The 14759-nt window shown below is 66.7% G+C and carries 13 protein-coding genes; 11 read left to right on the forward strand and 2 right to left on the reverse strand.

Annotated features, from left to right (window positions below; genetic code table 11):
- Positions 1-16: 16 nt before the first annotated feature.
- Entirely contained in the window at positions 17-1165 is a 1149-nt protein-coding gene (locus ACSQ3P_RS26445; protein ID WP_436168443.1) for an ABC transporter substrate-binding protein, read from the reverse strand.
- Between the two features lie 167 nt (positions 1166-1332).
- Here ACSQ3P_RS26445 and ACSQ3P_RS26450 point away from each other — a divergent pair, with 167 nt between their 5' ends.
- Positions 1333-2175, forward strand: a complete 843-nt coding sequence (locus ACSQ3P_RS26450) for an alpha/beta fold hydrolase (RefSeq protein ID WP_436168444.1) — start codon at positions 1333-1335, stop codon at positions 2173-2175.
- A 43-nt stretch (positions 2176-2218) separates the two neighbouring features.
- On the opposite strand, the gene ACSQ3P_RS26455 is transcribed toward ACSQ3P_RS26450, so the two are convergent.
- Positions 2219-3007 (reverse strand): aspartate/glutamate racemase family protein, encoded by a 789-nt coding sequence (locus ACSQ3P_RS26455; protein WP_436168445.1) that lies wholly within the window; start codon positions 3005-3007, stop codon positions 2219-2221.
- Positions 3008-3511: 504 nt separating this feature from the next.
- Between ACSQ3P_RS26455 and ACSQ3P_RS26460 the strand changes: the two genes are divergently transcribed.
- From ACSQ3P_RS26460 to ACSQ3P_RS26505, 10 genes are all read left to right on the forward strand, one after another.
- Entirely contained in the window at positions 3512-4480 is a 969-nt protein-coding gene (locus tag ACSQ3P_RS26460; protein WP_436168446.1) for a PDR/VanB family oxidoreductase, read from the forward strand.
- Between the two features lie 20 nt (positions 4481-4500).
- Positions 4501-5814, forward strand: coding sequence for an aromatic ring-hydroxylating dioxygenase subunit alpha (locus tag ACSQ3P_RS26465; RefSeq protein ID WP_436168447.1), 1314 nt, complete (start codon positions 4501-4503; stop codon positions 5812-5814).
- Positions 5815-5824: 10 nt separating this feature from the next.
- Positions 5825-6307: an aromatic-ring-hydroxylating dioxygenase subunit beta gene (locus ACSQ3P_RS26470; protein WP_436168448.1), complete on the forward strand. Its 483-nt coding sequence runs from the start codon at positions 5825-5827 to the stop codon at positions 6305-6307.
- 5 nt (positions 6308-6312) lie between these two features.
- Positions 6313-7968: an AMP-binding protein gene (locus tag ACSQ3P_RS26475; protein WP_436168449.1), complete on the forward strand. Its 1656-nt coding sequence runs from the start codon at positions 6313-6315 to the stop codon at positions 7966-7968.
- On the forward strand, positions 7968-9149 hold the full coding sequence (locus ACSQ3P_RS26480) for a thiolase family protein (RefSeq protein ID WP_436168450.1): 1182 nt from the start codon (positions 7968-7970) through the stop codon (positions 9147-9149). The genes ACSQ3P_RS26475 and ACSQ3P_RS26480 overlap by 1 nt, the downstream gene beginning before the upstream one ends.
- On the forward strand, positions 9146-10390 hold the full coding sequence (locus tag ACSQ3P_RS26485; RefSeq protein ID WP_436168451.1) for an SDR family oxidoreductase: 1245 nt from the start codon (positions 9146-9148) through the stop codon (positions 10388-10390). The genes ACSQ3P_RS26480 and ACSQ3P_RS26485 overlap by 4 nt, the downstream gene beginning before the upstream one ends.
- Before the next feature lie 28 nt (positions 10391-10418).
- Positions 10419-11213 (forward strand): cyclase family protein, encoded by a 795-nt coding sequence (locus tag ACSQ3P_RS26490; protein ID WP_436168452.1) that lies wholly within the window; start codon positions 10419-10421, stop codon positions 11211-11213.
- The gene (locus ACSQ3P_RS26495) at positions 11210-11935 is read left to right on the forward strand and encodes an SDR family NAD(P)-dependent oxidoreductase (protein ID WP_436168453.1); all 726 of its coding nucleotides are present in this window, start codon (positions 11210-11212) and stop codon (positions 11933-11935) included. Before ACSQ3P_RS26490 ends, ACSQ3P_RS26495 begins: the two co-directional genes overlap by 4 nt.
- Positions 11936-12029: 94 nt before the next feature.
- Positions 12030-13643: an ATP-dependent acyl-CoA ligase gene (locus ACSQ3P_RS26500; protein WP_436168454.1), complete on the forward strand. Its 1614-nt coding sequence runs from the start codon at positions 12030-12032 to the stop codon at positions 13641-13643.
- A gap of 326 nt (positions 13644-13969) precedes the next feature.
- A complete protein-coding gene (locus ACSQ3P_RS26505; RefSeq protein ID WP_436168455.1) occupies positions 13970-14596 on the forward strand; it encodes a transglutaminase-like cysteine peptidase in 627 nt (208 codons plus the stop codon).
- Positions 14597-14759 lie beyond the last annotated feature (163 nt).

Raw genomic sequence — 14759 nt, forward strand, 5'->3', positions numbered from 1 at the left:
ATCTCGTCTGGCGGGATCAGGGCTCGTATTTCCAGGTGCCGTTGGTCAGCCTGACCAGCACGAGGCTGCGCTCGTCGACGCCATAGGCGGAATCCGGCTTGAAATTGTAGATGGCGTGGACGCCGGCCAGTTCCTTGGTCGCGAAGATCTCGTCCTTGAGGGCGGTCCGGAACTCCGGCGTGCCGGGCTTGGCCTTGGCCATGGCGCGCTTGGCGGCTTCGGTGAAGATCAGCCAGGCGTCGAAGGAATAGGCCGAGAAACCGTCAGTCGTTTCCGCGCCGTTGACCTTGAGATAGCTGGCGCGGAAGGCGAGCGAGAGCTTCTTGCTGAAATGCGTATCCGGGAGCTGCTCTGCGACGATCACCGGTCCCGCCGAGACGAGGATGCCTTCGGCGGCCTTGCCGCCGACGCGGATGAAATCCGCGTTCAGCAGGGCCGGCGTCCCGTAGATCTTGCCCTTGTAGCCGCGCTCGGCCAACGCCAGCAGCGGCAGCGCCCCTTGCGTCGCGGAACCGCCATTGAACACCGCATCGGGCCGCGCCGCGACGATCTTCAGGACCTGGCCGGTCACCGAGGTGTCGGTGCGCGCATAGCGCTCATTGGCGACGAGCTTGACCTCGCTGCGATCCTCGGCCGCCTTGGCGCCGGAATAGACCAGATCGCCCCAGGCATCGGAAAAGCCGATAAAGGCCAGGCTCTTGACGCCGTCCTTGTTCATGCGGTCGGTGACGGCCTTGAACATCAGGCTCGGCAATTGCGGGACGGCGATGCCCCAGCGGTCATTGGTCGGCGGCACCACGACCGGCGCCACGGAAATCATCGGAACCTTGAGTTCGGCGGAGACCGCCATCATCGCGATGGCCGCGGGCGCCTGCGCCGTGCCGATCAGGATGTCGACCTTCTCCTCCTCGACGAGCTTGCGGGCATTGCGCGCGGCCGTCGACGGATCGGAGGTGTCGTCGAGCTGGATCAGCCTGACCTTCTCGCCATTAACGGTGGCGACGTATTCATAGGCTGCGGCCATGCCCTTGGCGTAGGGAATGCCGATCGAGGCTCCAGGCCCGCTCAGCGCGGTGACGAAGCCGACAGTGATGTCGGCCCGGGCTGCGGAGGTGGCCAGGATCGTCCCGGCCAGGGCGATTGTCAGGCGAAGGCTGGTTTTCACGGTAGGCTCCCCTCTTTTTTGAATGCGAACGTTCGGGTTCGCGCCGATGCGTAGGCGGTGCGGTTCACCGCAAGATCCGGGCCTCGATCGTGGCAGTTCGGGGCGCGCTTGCCGGGCATGGCCGGCGCTGATAGCGCTCGGCCACGCTTTGCCGACGATGGACACCGATGCCGATGCTGAAGCCGAAACCAAAGCCCTGCCCCGAGATCGAGCGCCGCTTCGTGGCGACGCCATCCGCCCGCATCCACATCGCCATGGCCGGCGAAGGCGAGCCGCTGCTCCTGCTGCACCAGACGCCGCGCTCCTGGGACGAGTATCGTGACGTCCTGCCGCTTCTCGGCCGGCACTACCGTGCCATCGCGATGGATACGGTCGGCTTCGGCGATTCCCAGGCCTTGCCTGCCGGCCAGGACTCGATCGAGAGCTGGGCTGCCTGCGCCTTCGAGCTGCTCGACGCGCTCGGGCTGCCGCAGGCAGCGCTCGTCGGCCATCACACCGGCTCCGCCATCGCGATCGAAATGGCGGCGGCGCGCCCGGAACGGATCCCGGCGCTGGTGCTCTCGGCGCCGCCTTATGTCGATGCGGCCAGGCGCGCCAAATATGCCGACAAGGCCGTGATCGACGAGGTTGCGCAAGGCGCAGACGGCGCGCATCTCCTCGAACTCTGGCGGATGCGCCAGCCCTTCTATCCCGCCGGCGACATTGCGCTGCTCGAGCGCTTCGTGGTCGACGCCCTCAAGGCCGGCCGGCTCGCCGCAGAAGGCCACCGCGTCGTCAACCGCTACGTCATGGAGGCGCGCCTGCCATTGCTTGGTTGCCCCACCCTCGTGATCGCGCCGACCGCCGACCCGCACGCCTATCCGGTCGCCGGAAAGGTCGCGGACGCCATCGCCGGCGCGAGCCTGGTCGAGCTCACTGGGGGCATGGTGCCCCTGCCCGACCAGATGCCCGAGGCCTTCACCGATGCCGTGCTCGCCTTCCTGGAGCGGCGCCCGCCGTTCCGTAGCTGACACTTGTCGTTCCGGAGAGAACACTTGCCGCGTCGACAGCCCGTCAGTCATCCCGGCGCCCTCGCGCCACGAATTGCCTGAAATCGGCGACAGCGCGCTCCGGCGCCAAGGCAAAGCTCGGACCCCGGCTCGGCTCGATGCCGTCGAGACGATGCAGGGCAACAGCCATCTCTGCCGCCTTGAGCGCGACGGCGGCGCAATTGACGACGGGCGCGTGGCCGACCTTGTAACCGCGTGCGCGGCACAAAAGCAGCGCCGGCAGGACACCCGCCGCAATGACGACATCGGCGCCCGCCGCAACCAGCGGGCGCGCCTTCTCTTCGAAGACCGCCCGCATCCGCGCGAGCGCAGCTTCATCGCCGGCGAAGGCCGGGTTGAAATCCTCGGGCGCGAAGCCGAGCCCGGTCACGCCGCTGATGCGCTCGCGCAGGCCGTAGCGCTCGGCCTGTTCATAGTGCCAGACCTCGAAGACGGGATCGATCGAGACCAAAGCGAGCCGCCGCCCGAGCTGGGCGGCGAAATGCAGGGTCGCCTCTCCGGTACCGACCACCGGAATGCGGACAGCGGAACGCGCCTCATAGAGCCCCGGATCCTGGAAATGGCCCATGACGAAGGCGTCATAGTGCTGCGCTTCAGCCTCAATGCAGCGGTCGATAGCCAGCGCCGCGCAGCGGAATTCGGTCAGCCGCCCGAAATCGCGATCGGGCGGGGATATTCCGGCGATATCGACGGTGGTTCCCGGCGCCGCAATGTCATTGAGATAGGCCGACAGGCGCTCGAGATAAGGCGCATTCTGCGCCACATCGACGAAGCTCTGCCACAGGATGCGCATTCGACTCCTACCTCACCCCTGCCCGAACCGAGAAAAACCGATGCCAACCAGGCGCCCGGAACACTCGAATATTTCAAGTTTAAACATATGCATTTGCATGTCAATCGCCCCGAATTGGACTCGATAGCCGCCGCATGAGAGGCGCCGAAAGCGGCTCCAGACCGAGCCGCCCGGGCCCATAATCGCAGATCATCGAGGGGCGCTATATGGCGACAAAACCACCATTAAGCCAAAATATCGGCAGAAAATGCACGATATGAATAGAATTCGCGCTCGCATCGAATGGACACCCGATCGCCTCGCCCACCTCCGCAAACCCAGATGCGTTACGCCATTTGGATTATATATGCATTTGCAGATAAATTGCCGAATTCGCCTCCCAGACCCGGTTGACGACAGAAAGCTTCAGACCTAAAATATTCTAGATTGAAACGATCAGGCGAGGGAAAGACGAGTGTCGCAAGCGGTCTCGCCAGCATCGGAAATGGTAGCGAAAGCGCGGCCATGAGCACAAGCGAGCGCCTCGATCTCGTCGTCACCGAAAGCTGCGCGCTGACACCGTTGATCCGAGCGCTGCGGCTCGCCGATCCCACGGGCGCGACGCTGCCCGGCTGGACGCCCGGCTCGCATGTCAAGGTGCGGCTGCCTGATGGCGACGAGCGCTCCTATTCTCTCGTCAACCACAGTGCCGATTGCACGGCCACCGCCGCCCCGCTGGCCTATCGTCTCGGCGTCAGGCTCGAGGAGGCAGGCCAGGGCGGATCGCGCCATATGCATGGCCTCAAACCCGGCGATAGGGTCAGCCTGTCCCACCCGGCCAATCACTTCCCGCTGGAGCGCTGCGAACAGCCTGTCGTCCTCGTCGCCGGCGGCATCGGCGTGACGCCGATCCTGTCCATGGCGGCAACGCTTCAGGCGGAGGAGCGCCCCTACCGCTTCATCTATGCCGGCCGCAGCCGGGACCAGCTCGCCTTCCTGCCCGAGATCGAGGCGCTCGCCGGCAAGGCGCTGAGCCTGCATGCCGACGATGTCTCCGGCCTGTTCGACATCGCCGGCCTGATGGCGTCGCTGCAGGAGGAGCCGCTCTATCTGTGCGGCCCGACGCCGATGATCGAGGCGGCCATCACTGCTGCCAAGGCGCTCGGCTGGACCGAGGGTCGGCTGCGCTTCGAGATCTTCGCCGCCCCGGTTCCGGTGGCCGGCGACCAGCCGTTCGAGGTCGTGCTCAAGAGCTCCGGCAAGCGCTACCAGGTCCCTGCCGACAAAAGCATTCTCGATGTCCTGATCGAGGCCGGCGAGGATCCGCTGCATGATTGCAAGCGCGGCGATTGCGGCATCTGCCAGATCGGCGTGATCGAGGGCGTGCCCGACCACCGCGACTTCATCCTGTCCGATTCCGAGAAGGCGGCCGGCAAGCTGATGCAGATCTGCGTGTCGCGCGCGAAGACGCCGTCTCTCGTGCTCGATCTCTAGCGTTTTCCCCGGGGGCTGCGATGGCGCGATATCAGGGCAATGTCGAGGCAGTCCGAAGCCTCGTGCGCGAGACCGAGGTTCACCGCGACGTCTATATCGACGAGGAGGTGTTCCGGCTCGAGATGGAGCACATCTTCGCCAATACCTGGGTCTATGTCGGCCATGACAGCCAGGTGCCCAATATCGGCGATTATTACGGCACGAATATCGGCACGCAGCCGGTCCTGATGGTGCGCCACACCGACATGTCGGTGAAGGTCCTGCATAATCGCTGCCCGCATAAGGGCACACGCATCACCACCGAGGCCTGCGGCAATACCGGCAAGTTCTTCCGCTGCCCGTATCACGCCTGGAGTTTCCGGACCGACGGCTCCCTGCTCGCGATCCCGCTGAAGAAGGGCTACGAGAACACCGGGCTGGAACAGAGCCATGCCGGCAAAGGCATGAGCCCGGTCGCGGATGTGCGCAACTATCGCGGCTTCGTCTTCGCCAAGCTGAACGCCGGCGGCCTCGATTTCGAGGCGTTCTTCGGCGAGAGCCTGTCGAGCTTCGACAACATGGTCGATCGCTCGCCGGCCGGGCGGCTCGAAGTCGCCGGCGGCGTGCTGCGCTACATGCACAACTGCAACTGGAAGATGCTGGTCGAGAACCAGACCGATACCTGCCACCCGATGGTGGCGCATGAATCCTCCGCCGGCACCGCGATCGACGTCTGGAAGAACGCGCCGCCCGGCACGAAGAAGCCGATGGCGGTGGAGATCTACGCGCCCTTCATGGCGCCTTACGAGTTCTTCGAGGGCATGGGCATCCGCGTCTGGCCCAACGGCCACGGCCATACCGGCGTGCACCACTCGATCCATTCCGATTATACGGCCGTGCCCGGCTATTTCGAGCAGATGGCGCAAGCCTATGGCGAGGAACGCGCCAAGGCGATCCTCGACGAGAACCGGCACAACACCGTCTATTTCCCCAATCTGATGATCAAGGGCCCGATCCAGCTCGTGCGCGTGTTCAAGCCGATCGCGGCGGACAAGACGCTGGTCGAGAGCTGGACCTTCCGGCTGGTCGATGCGCCCGACATGCTGCTGGAGCGGACGCTGATGTATAACCGGCTGATCAATGCGCCGACCTCCGTCGTCGGCCATGACGACCTCGAAATGTACGAGCGAGCCCAAGAGGGCCTGCATGTCGACGCCAACCAGTGGGTCAACCTGCAGCGGCTCTACGACCCCGCCGAGCAGGCGGATGTGACGGCCGAGACCAATGGCACGACGGAGTGGCAGATGCGCAACCAGTTCCGCGCCTGGTCGAAATTCATGACGATGTCGATGTGATGCCAGGCCGATGACCGCTCCGACACATCAGGACCTGATCGATTTCGTCGTCCGGGAAGCCCGGCTGATCGACCAGCATCGTTTCGAGGAATGGCTCGATCTCTTCGCCGAGGACGGCCATTACTGGATGCCGCTCGAATGGGGGCAGACCGATGCGCGGCTGACGACCTCGCTGATGTATGAGGACAAGCTGCTCCTCAAGATCCGGGTCGAGCGGCTGAAGGGCAACCGCACCTTCAGCCAGAAGCCCAAGAGCCGCTGCCATCACGTCCTGCAGACGCCGCAGGTCGACAAGCACGACCCGGCCGGCAACGCATACGTCACCTGGACCCCAATGCATTATGTCGAGACCAGGCTCGACGACCAGCAGCTCTACGCCGCCTGGGCGACGCATACGCTCGCCGTCGAGGACGGCAAGCTGAAGATCAAGCTGAAGCGCGTCGACATCGTCAATTGCGACGCCGCCTTCGGCAATATCCAGCTGTTCATGTGATGGTGATGACGACGCAATTGCCGGCGGGGCCCGACACCGTCTTCGCCGCTTTCGCGGACGCCGCGGCGCGCCATGCCCAGAAGCCTTTCCTGCGCGTGCTGCCGGAAACGGCCAGCGCCTACGGCATTGCGGCCGGCGATCTCGGCTATGGGCAGGCGGATCAGGCGATCGCGCGGCTGCGCGAAGCCTATGGCCGGGCCGGCTACGGCCATGGCCACCGCCTCGGCATCCTGCTCGAGAACCGGCCGGCCTTCTTCCTGCACTGGTTCGCGCTGAATGCGCTCGGCGTCTCGCTTGTTCCGATCAATCCGGACATGCGCGCAGCCGAGCTCGAATATCTGATCGGGCATTCCGGGATCGTGGCGGCGCTCGCCATTCCATCGCGCCACGGCGATATCACTGCCGCCGCGCAGGCGACAGGGCGAGAGATCCAGGTTTTCGGGCCCGACGACGCGCCCGCCCCGATCAGCGCGCCTGCGCCGAAAGCGGGCCAGCCGGACCGGAACAGCGAATGCGCCCTGCTCTACACCTCCGGCACCACCGGCCGGCCCAAGGGCTGCGTGCTGCCGAACGAATATTTCCTCTATGCCGGCCACTGGTATGCCGGGATCGGCGGCCTCATCGCCATGGAGCAGGGCGCGGAGCGGATGCTGACGCCATTGCCGGTCTTCCACATGAACGCGATGGCCTATTCCGCCATGGCGATGGTGACGACGGGCGGCTGCCTGATCGCGCTCGACCGCTTCCATCCGCGCAGCTGGTGGGACAGCGTCCGCGAGAGCGGCGCGACCATCGTGCATTATCTCGGCGTGATGCCGCCGATGCTGATGAGCGCCAGCGAGAGCCCGCAGGACAGGGCTCATTGCGTCCGTTTCGGTTTCGGCGCGGGCGTCGACCAGGCGCTGCATGAGCCGTTCGAGCAGCGTTTCGGCTTTCCGCTGATCGAGGCCTGGGCGATGACCGAGACCGGGGCCGGAGCCGTGATCGTCGCCTCCCGGGAGCCGCGCCATATCGGCCAGCGCTGCTTCGGCCGGCCCGGCTGCGAGGTCGAGGCGCGCGTCGTCACCGAGACCGGCGCGGAGGCCGGGATCGATCAACCCGGCGAATTGCTGGTGCGCCATGCCGGAGCGGAGCCGCGCTACGGCTTCTTCCGCGAGTACCTCAGCGATCCCGAGGCGACGGCCGAGGCCTGGGCCGACGGCTGGTTCCATACCGGCGACGTCGTCCGGCGCGGCGCCGACGGTTCGCTGCATTTCATCGACCGCAAGAAGAACGTCATCCGCCGCTCCGGCGAGAACATCTCCGCTGTCGAAGTCGAGAGCGTGCTGATGCAGCACCCGGCGGTCAGGCAGGTCGCGGTGGCCGCGACGCCGGACCCGGTGCGTGGCGACGAGGTTTTCGCCTGTATCGTGCTTGAGCCCGGCCAAGTCCTTGAGCCCGGCCAGCTCGCGGATGCAGCGCTCGCCGCCGACATCGTCGGCTGGTGCCTGTCGCGCCTCGCCTATTACAAGGCGCCGGGCTATGTCGCCTTCGTGCCGGCTGTGCCGCTGACCTCGACCCAGAAGATCCAGCGCGGCGGGCTGAAGGAGCTGGTCGAAGCCTCGCTCGGCGCTCCGTCCTGCATCGATACCCGCGCGCTGAAGAAGCGGGTGGCGGCCTGATGGCGCCAACCTCATCCACGCGACGCTCCTATGACGGCGTGGTCGCCTGCCTGCCGGTCACCGTGCCCTATCGCCGCTTCTCGACGGAGAGCGCAGCCTGGTGGATCGGCCGCGCCCTGCACGAGCTCGTCACACAGGCCGGCCTGCGGCCAAAAGATCTCGACGGCTTCTCGCTGTCGAGCTTCACCGCCGGCCCCGACACCGCCATCGGCCTGACGCAGCATCTCGGCCTCTCCCCGCGCTGGCTCGACCATATCCCGCTCGGCGGCGCCAGCGCGGTGGTGGCGCTGCGGCGGGCGGCGCGCGCCGTGCAGGCGGGCGACGCCGATTTCGTCGCCTGCGTCGGCGCCGACACCAACCATGTCGATTCCTTCCGCAAGACGCTCTCGACCTTCTCCCGCTTCGCCCAGGACGCGGTCTACCCCTATGGTTCGGGTGGGCCCAATGCCAGCTTTGCGCTGATCACCAAGAACTACATGAACCGCTTCGGGGCGAAGCGGGAGGATTTCGGCAAGATCTGCATCGCCCAGCGCGACAATGCGCTTGCCGTGCCGCATGCGCTGATGAAGCAGAAACTGACGCTGGAGGCCTATATGGCGGCCCGGCCGATCGCCGACCCAATCCATCTCTTCGATTGCGTCATGCCCTGCGCCGGCGCCGAAGCCTTCCTGGTCTGCCGCGAGGATACGGCGCGCTCGCTGGGTTTGACCGGCGTGCGCATTCTCTCGACGATCGAGCGGCACAACGCCTTCCCCGAGGATCCGGTCCAGATCCGGGGCGGCTGGGCGATGGATGTCGACGAATTCTGGGCGATGGCGGGCATCGCGCCCGACGAGATCGACTTTGTCGAGACCTATGACGACTATCCCGTGATCTCGATGCTGCAATTCGAGGATCTCGGCTTCTGCGGCAAGGGCGAGGGGCCGGATTTCGTGCGCAGTCACAGCCTGGGCAATGACGGCAGCTTCCCGCATAATACCAGCGGCGGGCAGCTCTCGGTCGGCCAGGCGGGCGCGGCCGGCGGCTATCTCGGACTGGTCGAGGCACTCAGGCAATTGACCGGGACCGCGCTGGGGACACAGGTAGCCGACGCCAGGACCGGCCTCGTCTCCGGCTTCGGCATGATCAACTATGATCGCGGCCTCTCCTCCTGCGCCGCCATCCTGGCGCGTTCGGCATGAGCGCCCCCCTGCCCCGCCCCAAGCGCAAGAACCCGCTGGCGCGCACGCGCCTGCCTTTGCTGCCGCATGGCCAGCGCAGCCGCACCGCCCATGGGTTGACGGCCGCGGCAGCCGAGGGCCGTTTCGCCCTGCAGGTCTGCGAGGATTGCGCGAAGGTGCTCTATCCGCCGCGCGATGCCTGCCCGCATTGCCTCTCGGTGCGGCTGCCTTTCAAGGATGTCGACCCCGGCGGACGATTGATCGTCGAGACCACCGTCCGGATCTCGACCGACCCCTATTTTCGCGAACGCACGCCCTGGCGCGTCGGGACCGTGCAGCTCGATGCCGGGCCGATGGTCGTGGCCCATCTTCACGGCGACACTGTCGAAGGCGAGCGCGTGAAGCTCGCCCTGAAGCTCGACAAGAGCGGCTCGGCCGTGGTGCTCGCGCTGCCGGCAGAGGAGACGCCCGATATGGAAGCCGACCCGATCCTGCGCGAAATGACCTGCGATCCCAAATTCCGCCGCGTCCTGATCACCGACGGGCGCAACGCCGTCGGCCAGGCGATGGCGAAGGCCTTCTCGGAGGCCGGCGCTGGAATCGTCTTCGTCGGCATTGCCGATCCCTGGAAACCCTATCCCGGCATGGCGGGTTTGTCGGCGATCGAACGCGTCGAGATCGTCCCGCTCGACATGACCGATACGACATCCGTCACGGAGCTGGCGGGGCAGAATGGCGGGCGCATCGACATCGTCGTCAACACGGCCGAGCATGTCCGCACTGGGGGCATCATCGAGCGCGGCGGGCTCAACGTGGCGCGCGACGAGATGGATATCCGCTATTTCGGCCTGATGCGCCTCGCCCAGGCTTTTGGGCCGGCGCTGCGCTTCCGCGGAGCCGACGGCGCCAATTCCGCCGCCGCCTTCGTCAACCTGCTCTCGGTCCATGCGCTGATGAACTGGCCGGCCTATGGCGCGCATTCCGCCGTCGAGGCCGCCTGCCTGTCGGCGGCGCAATGCCTGCGCGCCGAATTGCGCTCCGGCGGCGTCAAGGTCGTCAACGCCTTCTTCGGGCCGCTGGAGACCGAATGGTTCCAGACCGTGCCGCCGCCCAAGGTCGCGCCCGCCGCGCTGGCCAAGGCCGTGGTCGCCGCGCTGCGGCAGGGCCTCGAGGATATCTTCGTCGGCGACGTCGCGCAGGACATCCGCGAGCGGCTCGCCGCCAACCCGAAGGCGCTCGAGCGCGAGCTCGGCGGCGCCTGACCGCACCCGATTCCCGAGGAGAGCCACCATGGACGCGCCCGACCTTCTCGCCTTCGCCCAGGCCGTCTCCTCCGGCGCGATCCATGTCGTCGACCTGACCCAGACCCTGACGCCGGAATTCCCGACCATCGTGCTGCCGCCGGAATTCGGCCAATGCGCGCCGTTCCGGCTGGAGGAGGTTTCGCGCTACGATGCGCGCGGGCCGGCCTGGTACTGGAACAACTTCACCGTCGGCGAGCATACCGGCACGCATTTCGACGCGCCGATCCATTGGGTCTCCGGCAAGGACCTGCCCGACAACGCCGTCGATACGATTCCGCCTGCGAAGTTCATCGCGCCCGCCGTGGTGCTCGACTGCTCAGTGGAAGCGGCCGCCGACCCCGATTTCGTCCTGACCATCGCCTTCGTCGAGGCCTGGGAGGCGGTGCATGGGCGCATCGCGCCGGGAAGCTGGGTGCTGCTGCGCACCGACTGGTCGAAGAAGTCCTTCGCCGACTATGCCGGCCTGCGCGATGACGGCGCCCACACGCCAGGCCCCGGCCCCGAGGTGGTCGAATGGCTGGTCGAGGCGCGCGACGTGCACGGCTTCGGCACCGAGACGATCGGCACCGACGCCGGACAGGCGCATCATTTCAACCCGCCCTACCCCGCGCATTTCTACATGCACGGCAAGGGCCGCTACGGGCTGCAATGCCTGACCCATCTCGACCTTTTGCCGCCGAAGGGGGCGGTGATCTTCGCCGCCCCGCTCAAGATCCGGCAAGGTTCGGGTAGTCCGCTCAGGGTGCTGGCGCTGGTTCCGGGCAAAGGCGCCGCACGATGAGCGAGGTCGCGATCGTCACCGGCGGCAGCGCCGGCATCGGAGCCGCGATCAGCCGGACCCTGCTGGCGCGCGGCATGCAGGTCGTCGTGCTCGATCGCAACGCGCCCGACTGGGCGGATGAGCGGCTGGTTCACCGGCAGGTCGACCTGTTCGACGCGCAGGCGACGGCGTCTGTCGCGGCCGCGGTCGCCACGCAGCATGCCGTGACGCATCTCATCCATAATGCCGGCGTGATCAGGCCGAACCTGATCGACGCCACGCCTCCCGGTGACTTCACCGACCTCGCCCAGCTGCATTTCGGCGCGGCGCTGACCCTGCTCAAGGCGGTGTTGCCCGGCATGCGGGAGCGGCGCTTTGGCCGCGTGATCCTGATGTCCTCGCGCGCCGCGCTTGGGGCCGCGACGCGCGGCGCCTATGCCGCGACCAAGGCCGGTCTGATCGGCTTGGGCAGGACCTGGGCGCTGGAGCTGGCACCCGACGGGATCACCGTCAACATGATCGCACCAGGGCCGATCGCCGGCACGCAGATGTTCCACGGCGTCGTTCCCGCCGGCAGCGAGCAGGAGGCGGCGCTGGCGCGCGCCATCCCCGTGCGCCGGCTGGGCGAGCCGCAGGACGTCGCCAACGCGGCCGCCTTCTTCGCCGGCCGCGAGGCCGGCTTCGTGACCGGGCAGACGCTCTATGTCTGCGGCGGAGCGAGCATCGGGCAGCTGAGCGTCTAGTCTCGGATGGAATGCCATTGAGATCGCGCTGGGATCGCCCGCTGCGGGATGGGTAGATCCTGGCGGGAATCGTGCCGATCGATCGAGGAACCCCATGAACGCGACGGACACCATGGAGCGGCTGCCTCAGACCGCGTCGTTCCCAGCGAGCGAACGCTCCATGGTGCAGATCCTGCAGCGGCAAGCTGCGCGGTTCGGCTCCAGGACATTGCTGCGCATCGGCGAAACCACGCTCAGTTTTGCTGAAGCGCCGGAGCTGGCGGCGCGAGCTGCCGGCCTCCTCGCCAGTGCCGGCATCGTGAGCGGAGACCGCGTCGCGGTGATGTGCTCGAACCGGCAGGAATTCATCACGCTCCTCCTGGGTTGCGGCTGGCTCGGCGCCGTGATCGTGCCGATCAACACGGCCTCGCGCGGGCAGCAGCTACAGCATGTCCTGGCGAATTCCGGAGCGCGGCTGCTGGCGATCCAGGCGGATTTCCTGCCCGCGCTCGAGGCGATCGACCTGCCGTCGCTGCCGCTCGAGCAGATCTGGATGATCGGAGAGCCGAGCGGGCCTGCGCCTGGCATGGCCCGGCCGATGCCGAGCGGCGGCGAGGCGACAGCTCCGGCAGCGCTCCGGCCTGGCGACACCTTCGCTATTCTCTACACCTCGGGGACGACCGGCCCTGCAAAAGGCGTCTGCTGCCCGCATGCGCAATTCTTCTGGTGGGGCATCAATACCGGCGCCTTGCTGGGCGTGACCGAGGACGACGTGCTGTGCACAACCTTGCCGCTGTTCCATACCAATGCGCTCAACACGTTGTTCCAGGCGCTGCTCCATGGCGCGAGCGTCAGCTATGAGCCGCGCTTTTCCGCCTCCGGCTTCTGGTCGACCCTGGCCGAACGGCAGGCGACGGTGACCTATCTGCTCGGCGCGATGGTGCCGATCCTGCTGTCGCGGCCGGCCTCCGAGGCCGAGCGCGGGCACAAGGTGCGGATTGCGCTCGCGCCTGGCGTCCCGGCCCAGGTCCATGGCGAGTTCAAGGCTCGCACCGGCATCGGCCTGCTCGAAGGCTACGGCTCGACCGAGACCAATTTCGTCATCGGGACGGGCCTCGACCGGCAGAGGCCGGGCTGCATGGGGCCGGTCTTTCCCGGCTTCGAGGCGAAGGTCGTCGATGCGGACGACACCGAATTGCCCGATGGCGAGCCCGGTGAGCTCGTCCTGCGCTCGCATGAGCCCTTCGCCTTCGCCACCGGCTATTTCGGCAGCCCTGAGAAGACCGTCGAGGCCTGGCGCAATCTCTGGTTCCACACGGGCGACCGCGTGCTGCGCGAGCCCGACGGCATGTTCCGCTTCGTCGACCGGCTCAAGGACGCCATCCGGCGGCGCGGCGAGAACATCTCCTCCTTCGAGGTCGAACAGGTGCTGCTCGGCCACCCCGAGGTCGCCACAGTGGCAGTCTTCCCCGTGCGGTCGGAACTCGGCGAGGACGAGGTCATGGCCGCGATCGTGCGACAGCCGGGAAGCAGCCTGAACGCGCTCGACCTCATCCGCCATTGCGAGCCGCGCCTGGCCTATTTCGCCGTGCCGCGCTTCATCGACTTCGTCGAGGCGTTGCCTGCGACCGAGAACGGCAAGGTCCAGAAATTCACCCTGCGCGAGCGCGGCGTCACGGCCGGCACCTGGGACCGCGAGGCGGCCGGCTATGTGCTCAAGCGGCTGTAGAGCCGGGTCAGGCCGCTTTGGCCGCGAACGCGCAGCGTTCTGCCCGCCTTCGGAGAGCCCGCCATTTTGGCGAACGAAACCCGTGCGTTGACGTAAGTGGCTCACCCGGCGCGCGATGCTGCGCCGGCGACCGCACTGTTGACGGCGGTGTTTTCAGCCTTGGCGGGCGAGCCGAATTGCGCAAAGCACTTATGCTACCGGCGCGAATCTCCCGCGAATTCTCATCACAGAATTGCCTTCTTTCTTAAGCAAAGGCCCCCATCCTTCAGCAGCCTTCCCGCGATCTCACAACCCGCAAGGCGGACCATGACCATGTGGTTTCGGCTATGACGACCTTTGCCTCCGTCGCGACATGGACTCTCGGTGTCGCTCTGTTCGCCGGAACCCTGCCAGGTTCTGCCCAGGCCGATCAGCTCGCCGCCAGGACCCGCGGGCCGGCGTCGCCACCGCCCGCATTCCTGACGTTCTGCGCCAACAACCCGGCGGAATGCCGCCGGTCCGGCGCCCTGACGCGGCAGGTTCTGCTGACACCGGAACACCAGCGCGACCTTCAGGAGGTCAATGCGCGGGTGAACTCCACGATATCGGAGGTATCCGACCGGGATCATTATGGCCGCGAGGATGTCTGGAGCATCCCGACCGACGGGCGGGGTGATTGCGAGGATTTCGCGCTCCTGAAGCGCAAGCTGCTGATCGAGCGTGGCTGGCCATCGTCGGCCCTGTTGATCGCGGTCGTCGGCACGTCCGCCGGCGAGGGGCACGCGGTGCTGATGGCAACGACCTCCGAGGGGGATCTCGTTCTCGACAACAAGACCTCCCGCGTCCTGCCCTGGTCGCAAACCGGACACCTGTTCTTCACCCGCATGTCGCAAGCCAATCCGCGCGCCTGGGAGTCGATCGATGGCGGTACGATCACCGTAACCGCTGCAACACGGCGCCCGCATCGGCCCTGAGTGGCCTGATCGTCGAGGCTGCCTGTTTCGGGGGGACATCTGAGGACGTGCTCACCTTGGTCTGCGTCGGCTGCCGATCGGGGCTGGGATCAGCTTGCGTGATTGGAGCACGCGACCGGTCAGGCTGGTACACAACCTGACCGGATGCAGTTGCGGCTTTCAG

Source organism: Allobosea sp. LjRoot9 (assembly GCF_964252745.1).
Classification (GTDB): Bacteria; Pseudomonadota; Alphaproteobacteria; order Rhizobiales; family Beijerinckiaceae; genus Allobosea.

What these genes read in the sequence shown, in the direction of transcription:
- ACSQ3P_RS26485 (WP_436168451.1), top strand. Translation starts at nt 9,146, where the DNA reads ATGAGCGCCCCCCTGCCCCGCCCCAAGCGCAAGAACCCGCTGGCGCGC.
- ACSQ3P_RS26500 (WP_436168454.1), top strand. Translation starts at nt 12,030, where the DNA reads ATGAACGCGACGGACACCATGGAGCGGCTGCCTCAGACCGCGTCGTTC.
- ACSQ3P_RS26450 (WP_436168444.1), top strand. Translation starts at nt 1,333, where the DNA reads ATGCCGATGCTGAAGCCGAAACCAAAGCCCTGCCCCGAGATCGAGCGC.
- ACSQ3P_RS26505 (WP_436168455.1), top strand. Translation starts at nt 13,970, where the DNA reads ATGACGACCTTTGCCTCCGTCGCGACATGGACTCTCGGTGTCGCTCTG.
- ACSQ3P_RS26480 (WP_436168450.1), top strand. Translation starts at nt 7,968, where the DNA reads ATGGCGCCAACCTCATCCACGCGACGCTCCTATGACGGCGTGGTCGCC.
- ACSQ3P_RS26465 (WP_436168447.1), top strand. Translation starts at nt 4,501, where the DNA reads ATGGCGCGATATCAGGGCAATGTCGAGGCAGTCCGAAGCCTCGTGCGC.
- ACSQ3P_RS26470 (WP_436168448.1), top strand. Translation starts at nt 5,825, where the DNA reads ATGACCGCTCCGACACATCAGGACCTGATCGATTTCGTCGTCCGGGAA.
- ACSQ3P_RS26455 (WP_436168445.1), bottom strand. Translation starts at nt 3,007, where the DNA reads ATGCGCATCCTGTGGCAGAGCTTCGTCGATGTGGCGCAGAATGCGCCT.
- ACSQ3P_RS26490 (WP_436168452.1), top strand. Translation starts at nt 10,419, where the DNA reads ATGGACGCGCCCGACCTTCTCGCCTTCGCCCAGGCCGTCTCCTCCGGC.
- ACSQ3P_RS26495 (WP_436168453.1), top strand. Translation starts at nt 11,210, where the DNA reads ATGAGCGAGGTCGCGATCGTCACCGGCGGCAGCGCCGGCATCGGAGCC.
- ACSQ3P_RS26460 (WP_436168446.1), top strand. Translation starts at nt 3,512, where the DNA reads ATGAGCACAAGCGAGCGCCTCGATCTCGTCGTCACCGAAAGCTGCGCG.
- ACSQ3P_RS26475 (WP_436168449.1), top strand. Translation starts at nt 6,313, where the DNA reads ATGACGACGCAATTGCCGGCGGGGCCCGACACCGTCTTCGCCGCTTTC.